Source organism: Vibrio sp. 1F255 (assembly GCF_041439145.1).
In the GTDB taxonomy this organism is placed as follows: domain Bacteria; phylum Pseudomonadota; class Gammaproteobacteria; order Enterobacterales; family Vibrionaceae; genus Vibrio; species Vibrio crassostreae_C.
The window spans coordinates 1-18612 of record NZ_JBGONQ010000042.1 but is presented as its reverse complement, the minus strand read 5'-3'; the positions used below and the strand labels follow the sequence as shown (position 1 = coordinate 18612).

Below are 18612 nucleotides of genomic sequence, written 5' to 3'. Positions count from 1 at the left end.
AAAGCCGCGAATTACGCGGCTTTTTTACATTTGGACTGGAGAAAATTAAGACTCGAAGCTGAACACTTAAAGCTCGAACTCGCCATTCATTTTTCGAAATAACCAATCAGGTACCTTGTTCCATGAACTGTAGTTCGGGTTCTTAGTATGGATTTGTTCCTCTGAAGCCCAGATGGTGTCACCTGATTGTTCTCGCGACACAGCCCAGAACAACTCCTCTTTCTGACGTGTTAAGTAGTGTGTCACTTGCTTCGCAAACTCTTCACTGTCAACCAACACCCCAAACTCAACGTTGAGAAAGTCTGATCTTGGATCGAAGTTAGAAGAGCCAATATAGGTGACACGCTCATCTAAAATTACTGTCTTGTTGTGGTAGTAGGTATCAACATGAAAGTAGTGATCATCATTGATCGCTTGGCTTTTGTACTCATAGATACTTACGCCCTTGTCGAGTAGAGTCTCACGGTGTTTTTCGTAATACGCAGGCACAAAGCCCGAATCATTAGAAGCCGATGAATTCGTCAGTAAGGTGACTTCGGCTTCGCTCTCTCTAAGTGCATCGACGAATACAAACTTGTTATCGCTTGGCACCATATAAGGCGTAGAAATAATAACCTTAGAAGGTGTCGGTACTTTTTGCTTCATCAAGTGTTCAATACGTTGGCGAAAGTAGGGCTTGTTGTCATTGAGTTTCTCCAGTGAGTCAAATACCGGCGTGACAGAGGCTGAAATGAACTTCGGTTGGTTTAAGCTCTTTATCTGCCTTTCGACTTCAGACGTGATCAATGCTTGATTCTTTTCACCTTTGTTCAACGCTTTGGTGAACGCTTGGTATTGCTCTTTCTCTTTGATTTTAATGCGTTCTTGAATTGGCACTACATGCTCACTGTTCCACAACGCTTGGTAGTTTCGGTCGAAAGCAGCAATCACGTAGCCTTTAAACAGCACATCCATATCAAAGAAGTTGGCACTTTCGCTGTAGCCAAAGTAGTCATCACCGATGTTGCGGCCACCGAGGATCATCGATTGGTGATCAACGTTAAAGTATTTCTCATGCAGTCGATTATCTAACTGTTTTTGATGAGTAGAGAAGTTGAGCGCACGACCAATCCAGCTGGCTTTACGTGACTCAAAAGGGTTGAACAGTCGAATCTCAATATTGGCGTGTGAGTCCAACTCCGCAAGCCATTTGTCATTGAATACCAACAAGTCATCCAGTGTGAGGCGCACGGCCACATCGCGGTCAGCGGCGTGTTTCAGCTCGTTTAACAGCATCAGACCCAGAGTGTCGTTTTCCCAAGAGAAGTAAGTCATATCAATCGAGTGTTTTGCTTGGCGAACCAGATCAATGCGGCGCGCAAAGGCTTCAGGCGCACTCGGGATCAAATAGACTTCGGCTTGATGTTCTGTGCTTTGCCAGTTAGCTTCGAAGTCAGGTTCAACATCGGGGTAAGGTTGGGCACATCCTGTGACCAAAGCAATCAACATTATTGTGCATGCTGTTTTTAGTTTGCTAAGTGTCATAACTAACCTGCGTTTAAACATAAAATTTGGATATAGAAACGGCCAGCGAGCTGGCCGTTAAAGTAGGAAGGGTGTTGAATATGTTTAGTTTAGGTACCAGTCCCAAGGCATAAGACCTTGCTCTGCTAGACCCGTTAAGCGACCTTCACGAAGCTTAGGATCAACACCTGGGTTTGTGACATAGTCCCAGTCGAAGGTAGTGCTGTTGTCGCTGAATCCTGCACCATCAATGACAAGCACATTGTCGGTAGCATCGCTGTACTGGTAGCTCTGGAACAATTCATCGCTAAACCAAAGACGCGACATTTCGTTCATAAGGGCTTTATCTTTGCTTGATGGATTTACTTCGCTTCCATCAAAACGTACAGCTTTGTTGAACATAAATGGCAGTTCTGAACCGTTACATGCACCGCTGATGCAACCAATCGTTTTGAATAGATCAATGATTGACAGTTGGTCGTATTCGCCCGTTTCTTCATTTAGACCTGTTTTATAGTTCCACATGTTAAAGCTTGGTTTGTGCTCAAAGTGGTATAGCGTTGCTTCTACTCCGCTGTTTGCTGCCATGTGACGAGCTGGACCATTGAACAAGGTGTCATTTAGCAAGGTTTTAAATTGCTTCATGTTGTCAAGAGCGCCACCAAAGCTAGATTCTGAGTTAGGGTAGAAATCAGTTAGAGCCAGAATATCTTGGGTTTGCTGGTGGCTAGTGATCTCAACAATGTCGACCAAGCAACCTACGGTACCCGCAATATCGTTGGTATCAATGCATCCAGTCATTTCAAGTAGATCACCTTCTAGCTTGGCACCATAAAATAAGCCCGTTACTGCGCTGTACGCACTGCTTGGCAATACAAGATCTGCTGAAACTTCATCACTTGCTTGCTCAGATAGTTTTTGTTGCAGAAGAACGATGTTGTTTTCATCTTCTAACCAGTTAACCATAGCTAGAGCTAGCTTTGTTGGGTCTTCGTTAGTAAGCAGTTCAGGTTCATCATTTGTTAATAACTCGATGACCGTCGGGATTAAGAACGTAGCGCTAAATAGCATGCCAAAGCTGTTCGCTTCATGTGCATTTTCACCTAGGACAGTTGGTACTGAGAAGCCTGCTTTCATTGGTGACTCTGCTGATTCGCTACAGCTACCAAGGCGACTTGTTTTTTCACACAATATGTATGGAGCAAAAGGCATCAGGTTTGACATTGGCGTCTCATCTGCGGCTGGGCTCAGAATTGGGATTTGCAAAGAACCTAACAACCAATTTTTTAGCTGTTCAATACCATCCAAAGCTGTTTCTTGCGACGCCATGATCTTGTCAAGCGAAGTGTCTGCTGTAAAACCCTTACTGCGATCTTTTGCAACTTCATAGCTTGGATACTCAAACCCATAAGGGTTGCTTTGCATGATTGCACGTTGGAAATATTGACCTGCGATATCATGATCTTGCTGTAAGAAACCAATAGACATAGCACCAGAGCCTTGACCCATAACGGTTACGTTTTGAGCGTTACCACCGAAGTCAGCGATATTGTTATGTACCCACTCTAAGGCGCGCTTCTGGTCACCTAGGCCATAGTTGCCATCTTCGTTCGCGCCTTTAATCCATTGAGTACCTAACTGACCAAGACGGTAGTTAAAGCTTACATAGATGAAAGGCTTACCATCGTCGCTTCCTTGAGCAACCACGGTATCACCTTGGATGAGCGGCTCTGCACCAGAACCGTATTCGAAATCACCACCGTGAATGAATACATAAACCGGTAGTTCTGCGTCAGCATCTACGCCTACTGGGCGCCAGATATTGAGGTTAAGGCAGTTCTCATCTTGTGTTTGTGTTGTCGTTTTTAGTTGAGGACAAGCATAACCGAACTGAGTCGCATCCAAAGTACCTTCAACAAGGTTTACAACTTCACTGTGTTCAAAGCGCTGAGCCTCTGCATATTGAATCCCTTTGAAAGATTCAACAGAAGCCAGTTTGTCGTCTTCGGTATTCGAAGTTATAACCAGTTCTTCTATCGTCGCTTTAATCGTTACGTTACCGATTTGAGCATCAAACGGTTTAGCCGGTGCCGGAACTAACGGTTCGGGCTTGTCTGGGAATGGAACAGTAGGGGCACTATCAGTATCGCAACCTGCTAAGGCAGTAGTAATAGTAAGAGCGATCATTGAACGGTATGCAATAGTCATAAAATGAGTTTCCACAATAGTATTCGGCGTAGTCTGTTTCATCGCTATCTGCGTAGATAACAGAACTACAAAATTTCTTATTAAGAACAACCTGGTTTAAGGGCTAGGCTGGTAATCAAAGTTCGGTGACTAGAATCGGTAGCCAAGATTCAGCGTTACAGCCGAACGAGTTTCACCTTTGTTGTACAACACGGTCATGTTGTAATGCTTGCCAATCTGTTTGTTGACTCCGGTTAAAAATGCCCACTGGTTAATGTCGACACCAACGTCGTAATCAAACTCAATATCGTCTGTCTTTACAGTACCTTGCATACGTGAATCTAAACCTTGGTATTCAGCACCAACGAAGAATTGAGCGCGATAATCAACTAATTGGTAGCCCAACATTGGCTGAATCGTGACAATGCCGTCGCCCCAATCATCCAACCCTTTCAGGCGTGTTTGGGAGTAAGTACCCGTCACTGAGGCAAAGAATTCTTTGTAACCAACAGATAATGTGGTGCCCGCGCCGCGTAAGTCATATTCAAGATGAAGTGGTACATTCAAACGACCACTGTTACATAAGGCAGAGACACCTTCGCAAAGTGCGTTACCTAGCCCTGGCAATTTGTTATTGAGCTTGTCTTTTAAGTATTCACCTGCGGCGCCGGTATAAGAGGCGTCAATATTCGCATCAACGTTTACCTTTCCTACGTACCCGAATACATTCCAGAATGGCAAGATATTTACGTCGCCGCGTATCGAAACACTTTCCGCTTTGACCGTCGCAACACTGTCTTCCGGGTCAAATAAATCATTCAAGCGCACTCCACCAATCACGTAATCTGTCATGGGTATATCCATATCTTGATTGCGATAAGCCACTGATACGCCGAATGGAAGGGGTAAATCGATACCTTGACGACGCACCATGTCACCCATTAAAGGGAATACTCGATCTAACTTAACACTCGCTTCTTGCATACGAGGATCTGAAACTTCTTTTAGACGCTCTTCATGCAGGACATTAACGCCGTTGTCGTCTTCATAAATTGCGACGGGTTCAGTTACAGCGCTCATGGTCATCGGTTTCGTTTTAGACGTACCCTCGATGTTAGTTGTCTTACGTTCAATAACGACTTTACCAGAGTCTAACGTTTGGAAATCAATCACTTGGTAATAGGTATCGACTTTTGACTTACCAAGATTAAATGGCTTGTCGTTGGTGATTACCATGCGTTTTGGTGTGCCGCCTACAAGTTCAATATCAACATTCAAGAAACGGAAATAGGCGATGTCTTGTGGTAAGCCGTATTTCGAATAGTTGAAGCTAATGGTCACGTCGCCGTTGTCTTTTTCATTGACTTTCACTGACGATGGATCGAAGCTTTCTGCATAATTTCTTAGTCGATACTCAGTGCGCGTAAACTCTTCAATTTCATCGATCAGTTTTTCGTTTTCATCCAGCTCTTGCGGGTTGTATTTGATGCGCAGGTCGATGTTGCCTTTGCTGTCTGTGTTTTTTATCAGATAGACGCTTGAGTCACGAACCTCATCGCCAATTTGTATGGTTCGATGTGCGTGTTCAACTAGGTGTTCGCCCTGTACGAGCGAACTGATTGCTAGCTTTGGTAAATCGTGACTGATGCCATATTTGTCAAATAGTGCTCGACCTTTTTCCATAACTTCGCTGTAAGTATTGGTTTCTGCCGCAGACGCAAAATTGGGGGTGGTAAGTAATAGGGCGCACGCTAACACAGAAAGAGTATGGGTCTTACAGGCGCTGGTGCGTATTTCAAAAAAACTCATGACGGTTCCCACGCTGAGTAGCCTCAAACCTTCGAGACTCAAACAGTCGATGTAATACTGAACGTCGTGTTCAGTTGTTATGTATTTATCCGTTAGGATTGCTAGTGTGAATGTCGCGACTAAAAATGCATTGCGTCAATCAATGAGAGGATTTTAAGAGGAGGTGGCAGATCGCGTTAATCGCTTTTGATGGACGCTATCCTCATTTAGTAATAATTAGCGTTAATCAATTGATTTATAATGATTTTCAATAGATAAAAAACGGCCTGTGAAGTAAAAATACTTGGCAGACCGTTTTGTTGTGAGTTGTTAAGCGCATTTAGTTCTAAGCAGTTACCCTCACTCTAAATAGATCAGTAAACAACTTCGCTATCATCAGAATAATCAAAATGTTTACGAGCATCAAAAGTGGCGTTTCAATTCCATAAACAGGTGTGAGGTTGAGCGCACCAGATGTGAGAACAACTAATAAGTTAATACCCAATATTCGGTGTACCATGAGCTTAGGTGTCGCGAACACTTTCCATATCACCATAATGTTAAGGAAGTAGAATAGTCCCAGCTCCCATAGTTCTGTCATTAATGGCATCACAAAGATGTATTGCAACAGAACCACCGACCCTGTACCCAACACACCATAAAAAGCGTCCTTAATAACGCTTGGTGGCATGGTCGGCACCATAGAAGAGAATACACCGGCTAACATAGGAAATATGAAACCACCTGGAACTGGAAGATAAATCCAAACCAACAGCGATGTGATAAACATCGACACGCCTTGCAGCACTTTGCGCCCATCTTCATTCAAATGTTCAACAAACGTGCGATGTGCATGATGCCAAGACACGTCTTTATGATCACCTATGACATTGAGTTCACCCTCAACAAGAGATTGTTCTGGTGTTAATACATCGAACGTCTTCAAGTTGTGAGTAAGAACTGCCCATTGGATATCTAAGTCTGATTCGCTGTTACTTTGTTTGAGTAATGTATCTTGGATATGTGCCATTTCATCGATACGCAAGCGCCATGTTTGGATGTTCTCTTTAAGGTGGTAGCTTCCGGTCAGTGGCAGATCTAAAAGTTGATACAGCTTATCAATATTCGCGGTGTTGCTTTCAAGTGCGGCAATGTCGATGTTGTCTGTTTTTTCCATCGCATCTAACAACGCTTGTTTACTGGTTTCGAAACGTTGTACAAAGTTGAGTTCAGTATTCACAGGCCACACGATGCGATACACAATAGAGAACACAACAACACCTAATAGTGTTTCTTGAAGTCTAAGTACAGCAAAGTGAAAGGTGGTTTGGTTATCAAACCCGCCCATACAAGCAACAATCGAACACACGGTAAATCCTATTGAAAAGATGTAGCCGTATTTCTCGTCACTAGACATGAAAATACAAGTGCCTAAGAACACGGTAAGAAATGTTAGAAACAAAAATCGATCTTGTGAAAACATCGCAATGAGGAAAAAGGCATAACCGGTCCCTAACAAGGTTCCCATTAACCGGTTATGGCCTTTGTTTATTGAATGGGCGAAGCTCTCGTTCAATGCCATCACTGCGACGGCTATCGCAGCCCAATACGGTTTTTCCCAACCAAACCACAACGCTAGGCAGATTGCGATAACGATAGAGAGTGCGACTTTAATCGCGTCTTTAGTCGATGCAGTGAACATAAGAATCACCTAGCTATTTTTGATTATTTTGATCGAGGCAGTCATACCAACACGCAGTTGTACGTCTTCTGGTATTTTGTCTAACTTCACTTTGATAGGGATGCGTTGAGCTAGGCGTATCCATTGGAAGTTTGGATTCACGTTTGGCAATAAATCATTACCTGTGCTGCCGTCTTGCTTCGCGATACCAAAACCAATACTTTTGATATGTCCTTCTAGCTGAACATTGTTGTGCATCATTAAGGTCACATAAGCAGTGTCCTGAGCATCGACACCGACTAAATCAGTCTCTTTGAAATAACCTTCAATCCAGAAGCTATCTTCATCAATTAGCGCAACCACAGGTGAATTCGCGACAACTTGAGAGCCAACACGTAGGTTCAGATTGGTGATATAGCCGTTAGTAGGCGCATATACCTTGGTGTACTCAAGGTTGAGATGTGCTTCTTCTACGTTCGCTTTTGCCAGTTCGACATTTGCGGCGCTGGTTTCTACCGCGTTGTTCAAGTTGTTTAGTGTCAGCACGGGCACGGCACCGGGCGTTCTTTTCTCTAAATTCAACGCGCGTTGCTCTTCGTTTTTGGCTTTGGCGAGTAGGGCAAATGCTTGTTTTTGAGTCGCAAGTGCTTTTCTGTAGGTCGCCTTGTAAATACTCGGATCGATCTCAAAAAGAAGATCGCCTTTTTTTACCTTCGAGTTGTCTTCGACATGCACTTCAATGACTTGACCCGTGACTCGAGGTGTAATCGAGACGATATAAGCGCTGACTTGTCCGTCTCTGGTCCATGGGTTACTTGAGTACGACTGGTAATAGCTATAAACCACAGTTCCCGCAGCAGCCAATAATAAAAGTGTGATGAGATAACGTTTGATCACAGTAAGTGCCTCAAAAAATGGTAATAAAATGGCCGATAGCGCCAGTAAAAATCACGATCAAGCTCAGTTCTGCTATTGCAGGAAAGGCGACGTACTTATGAAGGCCAAACCGTGTCGCGATTGACCCTGTTAGCATTGTCAGTATGTAAGCCAGTGCGATAACCAATAACAGCGGTGGGAAGTAGACTTCATCCCACACAAGCTCATGCGGCATGGTATTCATGGTTCTGTTCTCTATTTGTTTGATGAATGCAACGATAACGGAGTTCGATTTATTGTGATAATCGCTTATAGAGGATCGTACCCATCAAAATCCAACTTTATTCGGTGATTATGCCAACTGCCTCTTTGTTGAGAGCCGTAAGCCAGTAAAACAACGGTAGGTAGGTTGTCGTTCTTGAAGTGGAAACACTTAATTGAAATTGATTTCGAAAATCATCTACTTTTGCCGGTTTAAGATAAATCTATTTAAACCAATCACTTAAGGTGTAAATTGCACTTCAAAAACTATGCGAACAGTTAAAGTGATGATTTGATCCATCAAATGGGATTACATAATAAAACCTTTTGTTCTTAATATTCGGTTCGAAGCAACGAGATGCTTTATTTATTTTGAATAATCCAACAAATATCATTATTAAGTTATTCGTTAGATTATTTACTCCTTATATTTAGTAACAAGAGTAAATTTGTCATGGACATTATTTCTAATCTGTTTGACATGGCACCATTTGTCGCATTATTTATTACACTCTCATTGGGTTATATGGTTGGTAAAATTACTATCGGCCGATTTGTTTTAGGCGGTGTGGCCGGAACATTATTAATGGGCGTAATTATTGGGCAATTTGGTGTTCAGATTGATCCCGGCGTAAAAAGTATTTTCTTTGCGCTCTTTATTTATGCTGTGGGTTATCAAGGCGGCGCACAATTCTTTAAAGCGCTTAACTTTAGAACCATCAACATTCTGTTGTCTGCGGTTGTTATGACGGTTTCAGGCTTATTGTGTGTACTTGCCGCTGCGTGGTTGTTTGACTTAGATAGAGGTACTGCTGCGGGCCTAGCTGCCGGTGGTTTAACTCAGTCTGCGATCATTGGTACTGCAGGCGATGCGATCGCCCGTTTGGGTGGTGTGTCTGAAGAAGCCAAACATCTGATGCAAACTAACGTTGCTGTAGGTTACGCTGTAACATACATCTTTGGTTCATTAGGTCCAATCCTAATGGTGACATGGGTATTCCCAACACTAATGAAATGGGATATCCGCGCTGAAGCAATCAAAATGGCAGAAGCGAACTCAGATGGTAATGCAGAGCTTGGTGCTGGTGAATTCAATGCGATGACAAAACTTGAGACTCGCGCTTTTGAAATCAAAGCAGAGAGCAAAGTGAATGGTTTGACACTAGCCCAAATCAATCAAGATTCAATAGACGCATGCATCGAAGTTATCGAGCGTGATGGCAAAGCGATTGAAGCAGACAAATTTACTAAGCTTCAACAAGGCGATGTTCTGGTTATCACAGGTACTCGTAAAGCCATTGGTCAGTTGAAAGGTGACTCTGTTGGCTCTGAAGTTGTGCTTCCAGAAGAGTACGAAGTCATTGAAGAGAACCGTCAGCTTATCGCAGACAACAAACAACTGATTGGCCGTACACTAGGTCAAATCAAATCAGAAGCGAACAAAGGCACTTACCGTGGTGTTTATGTGACTGACTACCTTCGCGAAGGTGTATCAATCCCAGTTCACGCTGACCTTGTTGTTAAGAAAAATGATGTTATTCAATTAACTGGCTCACCAAGCGATATTAATCGTGTTCAAGGTACAATCGGTAAGCCAATGAACTCAGCAACAATGACTGACTTCATTGTACTAGGCATGGGTATGGTATTGGGTCTTTTGATTGGCCTAATCAACTTCAAAATTGCAGGTATTCCGGTCACTATCGGCTCTGGTGCAGGCTGTCTAGTGTCAGGTCTGATTGTTGGTTGGTTACGCAGCCGTAACCCACATGTGGCGCAATTCCCAGAATCAGCAGCAAGCTTTATTCGCGACTTCGGTCTAGCAGCATTTGTAGGCATTGTTGGCCTCCAAGCGGGCCCTCAAGCGGTAGACACCATCAAAGAACACGGTATGAGCCTACTATTCTTGGGTGTTGCGGTAACCATCATTCCACAGATTATTTCATTCTTCTTCTCGTACTTTGTATTGAAGATAAAGAACCCAGTAGAAGCGTTAGGTTGTGTAACCGGTGGTCGAAGTGCAAACCCAGCGTTCGCTGCATTGATGGAAAAAACAGGCAACGCAACGCCAGTATTCTCTTTTACTGTGACTTACGCCGTAGCCAACGTGTTACTGACTCTATGGGGCCCAATTATCGTCGGCATTATTACCGTTAATGCGGGTATGTAATTAAAACCTACAACTCATTATAGATTTAAAAAATCATCAACTTATTAACAGACCTACCCAATCAAAAATAGGGTAGGCCTGAATAATCACACTTAAGTAAAACACTTTATTTAATTACAAGTGTTTAATATTAAATTATTAGGTAAATATTATGACTACACAAAATACAAATATCGACTTTTCAAAATTCGCTGATTTAAGCCCATTTGAATTAAAAGACAAATTAATTGAAGTGGCGCAAGCAGTGCCAGACCGTGCTTTACTAGACGCAGGTCGTGGTAATCCAAACTTCTTAGCAACATTGCCACGTAAAGCATTTATTCGTTTGGGTGAATTTGCAGTAATGGAAGCGGAACGTAACTACGCTTACCTCGGTGGTGATTTCGGTGGTATCCCTGATGGCGTCGGCATCGTTGAGCGTTTCGACACGTTCGCAAGCCAATATGCAACAGACAAAGGCGTTGATTTCCTACGTCGTGCACTAAGCTACGCAAAAGACCGTCTAGGCATCGAAAAACAAGCGTTCCTAAACGAGCTAGTACTGGCTTACCTTGCGTGTAACTACCCAGTGCCACCACGTATGCTAGTGAACATCGAGAAAGTGGTTAAACAATACATCGCAGAAGAGATGTACGGCCCAATGCCAATGACGACTAACTTTGACCTGTTCGCAACAGAAGGCGGCACTGCGTCAATGACGTACACGTTCGCAACCATGTTCAACAATGGTCTATTGAAAAAAGGTGACAAAGTTGCGCTAATCACGCCAATCTTTACCCCTTACCTAGAAATCCCAGAGCTTTCTGAGTACGAACTAGAGATCGTTGAACTGCGTCTTGATGAGACCACTTGGCAGCTTCCAATGTCTGAAATCGAGAAACTGGCAGATACAGACATCAAACTACTTTGCGTCGTTAACCCTGCTAATCCAGCATCAGTGAAATTCTCTGACGAGACTCTAGAGAACCTAACAAACTTTGTGAATGAGCAACGCAGTGACCTATTCATCATCACTGATGACGTATACGGTACATTTGCCGATGACTTCGTTTCTCTATTTGCAAAACTACCATACAACACACTTTGTGTTTACTCGTTCTCTAAGTACTTTGGCGCAACAGGCTGGCGTTTAGGTACCATTGGTATCCAACACAAAAACGTATTTGATGACGCACTAAGTTCTTTCAGCGAAGAAAAACAGTGCCAATTGGATGACCGTTACAAAACACTGACTCCAGAGCCACGTGACATTAAGTTCATCGACCGCATCGTTGCGGATAGCCGTAGCGTAGCCTTGAATCACACTGCCGGTCTATCTCTACCGCAACAAGTGCAAATGGCGATGTTTGCTCTAACTTGTCTAATGGACTCAGAAGGTCGCTACAAAGCCGCTTGTAAACGCATCATCCGTGAGCGCTACATAACGCTTTACAAAAACATGGGTGTAGCAATCGAAGAGAACAAAGACCGTGTGGATTACTACACACTACTAGAGCTAGACACGCTAGGTGGCAAACTTTACGGTCAAGAGTTTGTCGACTGGTTCAAAGCTAACGAGAAAGGTAAAGACTTCCTATTCCGTCTTGCTCACGAAACCGGCGTAATCTTACTACCTGGTAAAGGTTTCGACACAGTACACGCATCAGTACGTGTATCACTAGCGAACCTTACTCACCACGAGTACGAGCTAATCGGCCGTGCAACACGCACTGTGTTGGATGAGTACTTCCAAGAGTTCTCTGCGTAATTCGTAGTTGCTAGAAAATATAAGCCCCGTCAAGTCGGGGCTTTTTTATTCGGTTGTTTAGGTCGTGATAATGAATGTAATTTCTGTAAATGCCGTTGAATCTGCCATTTTGGCACTCTTGATGTTGTTGTTTGGTGAGGTAACCAAAAAACACACACCAATATTAAGTAAATATCATATCCCAGGGCCGGTGATTGGTGGGTGCATCGCAGCCTTAATTACTACTTGCTTATATCGCATGGGAATGGAGTTCGAATTTGAACTTCCTTATAAAGAGACGTTGATGCTGATGTTTTTCGCAGGCATTGGTTTAAGCGCAAATATCAAGCAGCTATTCCAAGGTGGACGCTTGTTCGTTGTCTTTCTCGGAATCGCCGTTGTTTATATTATTTTTCAGGACGCTATTGGTGTCGCTGCAGCCTCGTTCTTAGGGCTGGATCCTAAGCTAGGACTGATGACGGGCTCTATCACCCTATCAGGTGGGCATGGTACAGGTGCTGCATGGGCGTCGATGTTTCATGACCATTTTGGTGTCGATAATGCACTCGAAATCGCGATGGCCTGTGCCACTTTTGGTCTTGTGATTGGCGGTATTATCGGAGCGCCTTTAGGCACGTATTTGGTTGAAAAAATCAACTTTCAACACCGAACGTACATGCAGCAGATGTGGAACACAAAAAGGCCCATCACATGCCGACTAAGGGCAATGTACTACATGGCATCGGAAGCGTTGTTCTTTTAGCATGCTGTGTTGAGCTCAGCCAAATGCTACATAGTTTAGTGCTTGTGCTCGATGTGCATTGGCTGAACATGGTGCCAAATTTCGTCTATGCGTTATTTGTTGGTGCACTATTCTCAACACTATTTAGCGAGAGCAAACCTGCCAAGATTGCGATGGTCGAAGTGGCACGTTTAAGCTCAATTGCCCTAAGTGTCTTCTTATCTATGGCATTGCTTGAAATCAAACTTTGGCAGCTGTTTGATATGGCGTTGTCGCTGGTGGTTATCCTAACGATTCAAACATTGTTTACTATTGTGTTTGTTACGTCCGTTACCTATAAGCTACTCGGTAAAAATTATGATGCCGCGGTGATGGCAAGTGGTCATGCGGGCTTTGGTTTGGGTGCGACACCGACAGCCATGCTCAATATGAATGGTATCACGGGTTACTACGGCCCATCGCCACAAGCGTATTTTATCGTGCCGTTAATTGGTGCGTTCTTTATCGATCTCTCAAACCTAATCGTTATAGAGACATTCTTACATTTCATGTCTTGATGGATCTTCCCCATCAAAGGGGATTACCAAAGTTCAGTACTTTGACTTTAAAATTTACTCAAGACATCAAAAACTATATTCAGAAGAGGAGTGACGGTTTGAAAGGTGTAATTTCAATTCAGTCTCATGTGGTCTTTGGCCATGCTGGCAATAGCTCTGCCGTTTTTCCAATCCAAAGAATGGGACTCGATGTGTGGCCAATCCACACTGTTCAGTTCTCTAATCACACTCAATATCAACAAGGTTGGACCGGGCAAACATTCGGCTCAGATGATATTCGAAACTTGATTCGAGGCTTAGACAACATCAACGTACTGAAAGACTGTGGTGCGATCCTATCGGGTTATCAGGGAAGCGCAGACCAATGTAAAGCGGTTGCCGAGTCGGTTAATTTAGTTAAAGAAAAGAACCACAGTGCACTCTATGTTTGTGACCCTGTAATGGGTGACCCAGATAAAGGTTGTATCGTTGAGGATGGCGTTAGAACCGCCATTACTAAACACTTGCTTCCTATTGCCGATGTTATAGTGCCAAACCAATTTGAACTAAGTGAATTGACCGGCATTAAAATCCTCTCCCTTTATGACGCGGTTACAGCATGTAAGAAAGCATTGGAGCTTGGTCCAAAGATGGTGCTCGTGAAGCATCTTCACTCATTACCCGATGACGCGTTCAGTATGATTTTAGCAACGAAAAAGGCATGTTATTTAGCCCAACGACCGAACATTGAATTTGCTCAACAACCGGTTGGTGTCGGTGACCTTATCTCTGGCCTGTTTACCGCAGGGTTAATAAAGAGAATGTCTCCCGTAGCTGCATTCCGACATGCAAATAACGCGGTCTATGGTGTGTTGGAGCTAACTAAAAGCTATGGCACTTGGGAGCTACAAACAATCAATGCACAATATGAATTTGTAGAGCCTACCCACGATTTCAACGTGGTCAAAATCGGGTAGAGCGTTTAACTCCGATAGTGGTGGAGGGTGTGCCTATTCGATGGGTCGCATCCTACAAACGAGATTACGAGCTAAGACTAAACCTAGCTATATTACTCCCAGAAAGAGACGGACTTCACTTTATCCCTATTTATTAACTTCTCTGTTTATAGCTGTTCTTTTGATTAAACAGAGTCTCTGAATCATTTTAGAGAACATTAAATGAGCCTAATTATGAACCGTCTAATTTCCTCGGGTTTTACCGTTGCTTTGTCATTACTTGTAGTGGCATGTAGCTCACCCCACACGTTGGATGTACGCGTACACAAAGACAATTACAAAGAAGTGGTTGTAGAAGAAGCGATATCAGTAAAAGAGCCATTGCGTATGTGGGCGAGTGAGAACCCAGACTTCTTATACTCTCCAATCGATCAAACAACGCCAATTAAAGTGTCAGGTGAGCAACTAAATATCTTAGCTTTGTCAGGAGGCGGCGCGAACGGAGCCTTTGGAGCCGGTATTTTGATAGGGCTGGAAGAATCTGGCCAATTGAAAGACTACTCAATAGTTACTGGCATCAGTGCAGGAGCGCTAATAGCACCATTTGTATTCATCGGCGGAGATGCATTTCCGAAGATGAAGGAGGTGATGTTAAACATCAATGACAAATCAGTGCTCGGCAAAAAGAACTTTTTAAACACCGTGTTTAAAGATGCTTTTACTGACGGTAAAAACTTGAATCAATTTATCGCTCAGGCGTTCCCTGAACCGATGATCGAGCAAATTGCTGCGCGACACCGCAACGGTAAGCGTTTGTTTATTGGTAGCACACACTTTGATTCTGGAGAGCTTGTCATTTGGAATGTGGGCGCAATTGCAAATAGTGACATGCCAGATAAGTCTGAACTTATATATAAGGTTTTAGCAGCAAGTGCTTCTATTCCTGGAGTCTTCCCACCGCAGTTTATCAATGTGAAGTACGAAGGTAAAAGTTATGAAGAACTTCACGTCGATGGTGGTTTAGCCGCTCAAGTATTTTTCAATCCATCTAACTTCGACTATCAGCAGATCTCAGATGCTCTTGGGTTAGAAAAACCACCACAGCTCGATGTTATTCGAAATGGAGCACTGAAAGCGCCGTACCACTCGCTGAGAGATAAGGGTCTAGATTTAGTAGCAAAGAGCGTATCAAGCCTGACTCTTGCTCAAACACGTGGTGATTTATATCGAATGAAATACATCTGTGAAATCAACAACATTGATATGCAATTTACTTACATCGAGCACGACTTTGGTTACGCCAAACGAACCAAAGACATGTTTGATGAACACTATTTATTAACCATATACGAATATGGTTATCACAAAGCAACTCAGGGCAAACCTTGGGTAACAGAATTACCTTAATTTAGGGATATCGTAAAATGAATAAAACAGCTTTAGCGCTACTTATCATGGCAACGTCTAGCGCTGCCATAGCACAAAATGTGACCTCAATGGAACAGCAAAAAGTCGATAACGACATGCTACAACTGGCCGACGTTCAACAAGAAGCGGCGTTGTTCATGGTTGAAGAAAATTCAGACTACGTGGAGATTGACTACATTGGTCAATGGGTTGACGTGAACAATTACGTCACACACAAAGAAGCTAAAGAACGCCAGCTTCAAAAGACCACCAAGAAATACATTTACTCGCAAACAGGTGAAACTCTAGAATCCATCGAGCAGCGAATTGCTGAGCATATTCAAGTGGACCAACCTAGATATTTCAGTGTCGATGTTTACCGTAATTACCACGGTGATTCTGGGGACTTTAACTATCTAGCTCGAGTTATCGAATACATTTAAGTTATTCGTTTGACATCAACGATAAAACCTACTAGCTTAAGTAGGTTTTTTTTGTTTCAAATTGACGAATTATTTTCACTAATATTATTCTGACAAAGTAGATATTTCGCCAACCTGTGATAATTTAAATACATAACGATTAAAAGTAAGCACAACAACATGAATTTCAGCATTGAACAACTTCTCGCGTTCGTTACCGTTTATGACCAACTCTCTTTCAGCAAGGCAGCAGTCAAGCTTAATAAGCACAGAACGACAATCGGGCAGGTTATAACTAACCTTGAAGACCAACTCGCGGTAAGCCTATTTGAAAGGGTTGGACGCTCTGTAAAGCCGACAGAAGATGGTCATCTTCTTTACCACTACGCTAAGCAAACGATTGAACAGGCACGCACTTTCGACAAGGTAGCCTTGAGCTTGTCTTATGGCGGTTTGGAAAACATTACTTTTGCTTATTCAAGTGTGATACCTCATCAAATCCTTGTGGATATTCGAAAGAAGTTGCGTCGTGATTTCCCGATGATGCGAGTGAATTTTCTTGTACGAAATAAAAAAGACATTAAGCAAGGCCTTCAGAGCGGTGAGTATCATTTTGGATTGGTCAACGTGCATGACAGTCGTGGAATACACAGTTTTGATGCCAACTTTTTAGGCCATATAGAATTTTTTCCTTTCGTTCAAAAAAATGGTGAGTTTTCATCTTTGGCAAAAGAAGATGTACTTTTAGCGCTAAGAAATGCGAAGCAGTTTGTCTTAAAATCCTTCATTGAAGAAGGAATGTCCGAAAAAATAACCGTTAGTTCTGACAATGAAGAAGTCGACCAATTAGCGCTAGTTATCAAAATGGTTGAAGCAGGTCTAGGATGGGCACTTCTACCAAAAACGTTCGCTCATTCTGAATTTTCGCATTACGACATCGAACCTATACAATCGTCTGAAATGGAACAAGGATTTAAATTTGGCTTTGCACTATGGTGCCCTCATTCTAAACAAATTAGCGAAGTTAAGTCATCAGTATTATCAGTTATCAAAGAAAACGTAGAGCGATTGCTAAAGCGAGATTAATGAACCAATAACACAGTTTACTTGTTCACAGAGGCTCATTTATATGAGCCTTTTTCGTATTTGTCATCTTTAGAATGATTTGATTTTGTAGGGCTAGATCCTCCATATGAGAGTAGGGCAATACCACAGTTTGACCTATTCTAACCTTGTCGATTAAGGACCCCTTTATTGGCAATAAGTGTTTAATTTCTATGTTTATTGCAAGGAAGCAAACTTTCGGCCGGGTTTTATTACCCGGCCTTTTTTATTGAGGCCAATCTTATGAATCGCTGCGGCGGCTTTGCTCTTTTTTCCTGCTTTTTATTTACAACATCTTCTTTCGCATCGTTTTATGATCCTGTTGATGGTCAATTTGATATGGGGCATCACCTTGCGGAAAACGCATATGGCTTTTTGCCTATCCCAATTTTGATTACCGAGCCTGCGGTGGGGTACGGCGGCGGTGTGGCTGGTTTGTTTTTACATGAGACGGATGAGGAAAAGCGACAAAGAAAGCAAGCTGCTCTTTCTGCCATAGATGGTGGTGCGCAGTTAGTACCCTCAGCAATGTCAGTAGTGGGCGCAGTAGGGACAGAGAACGAAACTTGGTTTGTATTTGGTGGCCATAGACGATCTTGGATGAATGATTCCATTCGTTACACAGGAGGCGGCGGCTTTGGTGTTGCGAATTTGGATTTGTACACATCAATCAACTGGGGCCCCATAGATCATGACCTTAGAATAGGCACGTCAACTTCGGTAGCCGTACTTTCACAAAAGGTGCAGTTCCGGATTGGGCATACGCCTTGGATGTTGGGAATAAAGCAGTTATTAGCTAAGTCTGAGATTGAATTTGATAACATGGTTTTAGACCGAATTTTGGGTAACGAATCGGTTACTTCTGGTTTAGGGTTGGAGGCTGAATATGACACAAGAGATAATTTATTTTATCCAACCAAAGGTTACAAATTGTCTGCAGATTACATGGTGTACGACGATGCGATTGGCAGTGATTACAATTACCGAAATTTGAACATAGATGGCGAAGCCTATATCCCAATTACCAATAAATGGACGTTAGGCTTGGCTGCAAATTATCAAAGCTTCGAACAGCAAGACCTGTTTGTATCACCCACAGCGAAACCGTACGTGTCGTTACGCGGGGTGTCATCTTATCGGTACCAAGGAGATGAGATTGAAACAATCCAAGGCCAATTGACGTATAGCATCACTCATCGTTGGAAGGTGTCTGGGTTTTACGGTTCAGGGGTTGCAAAGCAAGATAACGGCAT

General features: G+C 43.0%; 15 protein-coding genes. 9 read left to right on the top strand and 6 right to left on the bottom strand.

What is annotated here, in order from left to right; genetic code table 11:
- Positions 1-66: 66 nt before the first annotated feature.
- The 6 genes from ACED41_RS19270 to ACED41_RS19245 form a co-directional block, all read right to left on the bottom strand.
- On the bottom strand, positions 67-1524 hold the full coding sequence (locus tag ACED41_RS19270) for a phospholipase D family protein (RefSeq protein WP_371725483.1): 1458 nt from the start codon (positions 1522-1524) through the stop codon (positions 67-69).
- Between the two features lie 84 nt (positions 1525-1608).
- Positions 1609-3711 carry a carboxylesterase family protein gene (locus ACED41_RS19265; protein WP_371725482.1) on the bottom strand — a complete coding sequence of 701 codons (2103 nt, stop codon included), beginning with the start codon at positions 3709-3711 and terminating at the stop codon, positions 1609-1611.
- Between the two features lie 129 nt (positions 3712-3840).
- Positions 3841-5499: a hypothetical protein gene (locus ACED41_RS19260; RefSeq protein WP_371725481.1), complete on the bottom strand. Its 1659-nt coding sequence runs from the start codon at positions 5497-5499 to the stop codon at positions 3841-3843.
- A 325-nt stretch (positions 5500-5824) separates the two neighbouring features.
- Entirely contained in the window at positions 5825-7180 is a 1356-nt protein-coding gene (locus ACED41_RS19255) for an FUSC family protein (RefSeq protein ID WP_017059804.1), read from the bottom strand.
- A 9-nt stretch (positions 7181-7189) separates the two neighbouring features.
- The gene (locus ACED41_RS19250) at positions 7190-8056 is read right to left on the bottom strand and encodes an HlyD family secretion protein (protein ID WP_017059803.1); all 867 of its coding nucleotides are present in this window, start codon (positions 8054-8056) and stop codon (positions 7190-7192) included.
- 10 nt (positions 8057-8066) lie between these two features.
- The gene (locus ACED41_RS19245) at positions 8067-8279 is read right to left on the bottom strand and encodes a DUF1656 domain-containing protein (protein WP_017059802.1); all 213 of its coding nucleotides are present in this window, start codon (positions 8277-8279) and stop codon (positions 8067-8069) included.
- Between the two features lie 471 nt (positions 8280-8750).
- On the opposite strand from ACED41_RS19245, the gene aspT reads away from it, so the two are divergent.
- From aspT to ACED41_RS19200, 9 genes are all read left to right on the top strand, one after another.
- Positions 8751-10466, top strand: coding sequence for an aspartate-alanine antiporter (gene aspT / locus ACED41_RS19240; protein ID WP_120459729.1), 1716 nt, complete (start codon positions 8751-8753; stop codon positions 10464-10466).
- Positions 10467-10617: 151 nt separating this feature from the next.
- Positions 10618-12213, top strand: coding sequence for a bifunctional aspartate transaminase/aspartate 4-decarboxylase (locus ACED41_RS19235; RefSeq protein ID WP_017067289.1), 1596 nt, complete (start codon positions 10618-10620; stop codon positions 12211-12213).
- Positions 12214-12283: 70 nt separating this feature from the next.
- Positions 12284-12955: a sodium/glutamate symporter gene (locus ACED41_RS19230; protein ID WP_371725480.1), complete on the top strand. Its 672-nt coding sequence runs from the start codon at positions 12284-12286 to the stop codon at positions 12953-12955.
- Entirely contained in the window at positions 12904-13491 is a 588-nt protein-coding gene (locus tag ACED41_RS19225) for a sodium/glutamate symporter (RefSeq protein WP_371725479.1), read from the top strand. The genes ACED41_RS19230 and ACED41_RS19225 overlap by 52 nt, the downstream gene beginning before the upstream one ends.
- A 98-nt stretch (positions 13492-13589) precedes the next feature.
- Positions 13590-14447, top strand: a complete 858-nt coding sequence (gene pdxY / locus ACED41_RS19220; protein ID WP_371725478.1) for a pyridoxal kinase PdxY — start codon at positions 13590-13592, stop codon at positions 14445-14447.
- A 213-nt stretch (positions 14448-14660) separates the two neighbouring features.
- The gene (locus ACED41_RS19215) at positions 14661-15833 is read left to right on the top strand and encodes a patatin-like phospholipase family protein (RefSeq protein ID WP_017064613.1); all 1173 of its coding nucleotides are present in this window, start codon (positions 14661-14663) and stop codon (positions 15831-15833) included.
- A gap of 17 nt (positions 15834-15850) precedes the next feature.
- Positions 15851-16276 (top strand): hypothetical protein, encoded by a 426-nt coding sequence (locus ACED41_RS19210; protein WP_017064612.1) that lies wholly within the window; start codon positions 15851-15853, stop codon positions 16274-16276.
- A 159-nt stretch (positions 16277-16435) separates the two neighbouring features.
- A complete protein-coding gene (locus ACED41_RS19205; RefSeq protein ID WP_017064611.1) occupies positions 16436-17341 on the top strand; it encodes a LysR family transcriptional regulator in 906 nt (301 codons plus the stop codon).
- 261 nt (positions 17342-17602) lie between these two features.
- Positions 17603-18612: BamA/TamA family outer membrane protein (locus tag ACED41_RS19200; RefSeq protein WP_371725477.1), on the top strand; the 1010-nt coding region annotated here is incomplete at its 3' end.

Excerpts from the sequence above, each read along its gene's own strand:
- aspT (WP_120459729.1), top strand. The coding sequence starts at position 8,751 with ATGGACATTATTTCTAATCTGTTTGACATGGCACCATTTGTCGCATTA.
- ACED41_RS19245 (WP_017059802.1), bottom strand. The coding sequence starts at position 8,279 with ATGAATACCATGCCGCATGAGCTTGTGTGGGATGAAGTCTACTTCCCA.
- ACED41_RS19230 (WP_371725480.1), top strand. The coding sequence starts at position 12,284 with ATGAATGTAATTTCTGTAAATGCCGTTGAATCTGCCATTTTGGCACTC.
- ACED41_RS19265 (WP_371725482.1), bottom strand. The coding sequence starts at position 3,711 with ATGACTATTGCATACCGTTCAATGATCGCTCTTACTATTACTACTGCC.
- ACED41_RS19210 (WP_017064612.1), top strand. The coding sequence starts at position 15,851 with ATGAATAAAACAGCTTTAGCGCTACTTATCATGGCAACGTCTAGCGCT.
- ACED41_RS19215 (WP_017064613.1), top strand. The coding sequence starts at position 14,661 with ATGAACCGTCTAATTTCCTCGGGTTTTACCGTTGCTTTGTCATTACTT.
- ACED41_RS19235 (WP_017067289.1), top strand. The coding sequence starts at position 10,618 with ATGACTACACAAAATACAAATATCGACTTTTCAAAATTCGCTGATTTA.
- ACED41_RS19205 (WP_017064611.1), top strand. The coding sequence starts at position 16,436 with ATGAATTTCAGCATTGAACAACTTCTCGCGTTCGTTACCGTTTATGAC.
- ACED41_RS19270 (WP_371725483.1), bottom strand. The coding sequence starts at position 1,524 with ATGACACTTAGCAAACTAAAAACAGCATGCACAATAATGTTGATTGCT.
- ACED41_RS19255 (WP_017059804.1), bottom strand. The coding sequence starts at position 7,180 with ATGTTCACTGCATCGACTAAAGACGCGATTAAAGTCGCACTCTCTATC.
- ACED41_RS19225 (WP_371725479.1), top strand. The coding sequence starts at position 12,904 with ATGCCGACTAAGGGCAATGTACTACATGGCATCGGAAGCGTTGTTCTT.
- ACED41_RS19260 (WP_371725481.1), bottom strand. The coding sequence starts at position 5,499 with ATGAGTTTTTTTGAAATACGCACCAGCGCCTGTAAGACCCATACTCTT.